The sequence below is a fragment of the Chitinophaga sp. genome, assembly GCF_035564935.1.
Lineage (GTDB): Bacteria > Bacteroidota > Bacteroidia > Chitinophagales > Chitinophagaceae > Chitinophaga.
Window position 1 is genome coordinate 1 of record NZ_DATMTE010000816.1, and the last position, 2,274, is coordinate 2,274.

1 protein-coding gene is annotated in these 2,274 nt (G+C 46.9%); it reads right to left on the minus strand.

The annotated features are described in order from the left end of the window. Positions 1-272: 272 nt before the first annotated feature. Positions 273-2,066: a translation elongation factor 4 gene (gene lepA / locus VN105_RS21340; protein WP_325643995.1), complete on the minus strand. Its 1,794-nt coding sequence runs from the start codon at positions 2,064-2,066 to the stop codon at positions 273-275. Between the last annotated feature and the right edge of the window lie 208 nt (positions 2,067-2,274).

Here is a 2,274-nt window from a genome sequence, read left to right on the forward strand (position 1 = left end):
CAGACAACCTCCGCTGCACTAAAAAAAAACAAATCAGCAAAATCAGCGTAATCAGTGTTCCAAGACAACCTCCGCTGCATTTCAAAAAACAAAATCAGTGTAATCAGTATAATCAGCGTAATCCTGAGTCAGATAACCTCCGCTGCATTTCAAAAAACAAATCAGTGTAATCAGTATAATCAGCGTAATCCTGAGTCAGACAACCTCCGCTGCACTAAAAAAAAACAAATCAGCAAAATCAGCGTAATCAGTGTTCCAAGACAAAATCCGCGCTAGTCGTCCAGTTTCAGTACCGCCAGGAAGGCTTCCTGCGGAATTTCCACGCTACCTATCTGGCGCATACGTTTCTTACCTTCTTTTTGTTTTTCGAGTAATTTACGTTTACGGGAGATGTCGCCGCCATAACATTTTGCGGTTACGTCTTTACGCATAGCGCTGATGTTTTCACGGGCAACAATTTTTGCACCGATAGCCGCCTGGATGGCGATAAGGAATTGCTGGCGGGGCAGCAGTTCTTTCAGTTTTTCGGTGAGCTTGCGGCCAAACTCATGAGCGCGGCTTCTGTGGATCAGGGCACTGAGTGCATCCACTTTTTCGTTGTTCAGGAGGATGTCCATTTTCACGATATCGCTGTCGCGGAAGCCGATCGGTGTATAATCGAAGGAAGCGTAGCCACGGGTCTGGCTTTTTAGTTTATCGTAGAAGTCGAATACGATTTCCGTTAATGGTATTTCAAACATCAGTTCCACACGGGTGGTGGTCAGATAGCTTTGATTCAGGAGGTTGCCGCGTTTGCCGAGGCAAAGGGTCATGATGTTACCGATATATTCCGGTTTGGTGATGATCTGTGCGCGGATGAAAGGTTCCTCGATCTTCTCCAGGCGGGTGGGATCGGGCATTTCACTGGGATTGTTCACAGTGATCACGCCTTCACGGGTGGTGTGCGCAATAAAGCTTACGTTGGGAACGGTGGTGATCACGGTTTGATTGAACTCCCTTTCGAGGCGTTCCTGGATGATTTCCATGTGGAGCATGCCAAGGAAGCCGCAACGGAAGCCGAATCCCAGCGCCTGTGAGGTTTCCAGCTCATAGGTGAGGGAAGCGTCGTTCAGCTGCAGTTTATCCATGCATTCGCGGAGTTCTTCAAAGTCTTCCGTATTCACCGGGTAGATCCCTGCGAATACCATGGGCTTTACTTCCTGGAAACCGTTGATACCTTCTGCGCAGGGGTTGTTAGACAGGGTGATGGTATCCCCTACTTTTACTTCCTTGGCGCTTTTGATACCGGTAATAATATACCCTACATCGCCGGTGAACACTTCCTTGCGTGGTTCGAGGCCCAGTTTGAGTATGCCTACTTCATCTGCAAAATATTCTTCCCCGCTGTTTACAAACCTGATCTTATCCCCTTTTTTTATAGATCCGTTGAACACGCGGAAATAGGCGATGATACCACGGAAAGAGTTGAATACGCTATCGAAGATCAGCGCCTGCAGGGGCGCTTCATTACTGCCCTCGGGGGCGGGAATGCGGTGTACAATAGCCTCCAGGATGTCCTCGATGCCGATACCGGTTTTACCGGAAGCGAGGAGGATATCTTCGTCTTTTACACCGATGAGTTCAATGATCTGGTCTTTCACTTCCTCGATCATGGCGCCCTGCATATCAATTTTATTGATAACGGGAATGATTTCGAGGTCGTTTTCCAGTGCCAGGTAAAGATTGGAAATTGTTTGCGCCTGGATACCCTGTGCGGCGTCTACCAGGAGGAGTGCGCCTTCGCAGGCGGCCAGGGCACGGGATACTTCGTAGGAGAAGTCCACGTGGCCGGGGGTATCGATCAGGTTAAAGATATATTTTTCACCATTTTTTGCAGTGTAGTCCATCTGGATGGCGTGGCTCTTGATGGTGATACCTTTTTCACGTTCAAGATCCATGTCGTCCAGTACCTGGGCCTGCATGTCGCGGTCGGAAATAGTATGTGTAAACTCCAGTAAACGGTCTGCCAGGGTACTTTTACCATGGTCAATATGGGCAATGATACAAAAATTGCGAATATTCTTCATATGATGTTTTGCTGTTCCGTAGTCCTGCTGCAATGTGTTGCACAGCACCTTTTCAGCCGGCAAAGGTATTGAAATTAGTTCATTAGTTAATGCGTTTGATAATTATGTTTTGTTATTTGGTTTTTAAGGAGATAGAAAACGTAGCGGGGGCTTTTTTTGATATATTAATATATAAAGCTCAACTTTATAGACATAAGATAAAATGAGG

Bases quoted from the DNA above. Each gene is read 5' to 3' on its own strand.
- lepA (WP_325643995.1), bottom strand. From the start codon at position 2,066: ATGAAGAATATTCGCAATTTTTGTATCATTGCCCATATTGACCATGGT.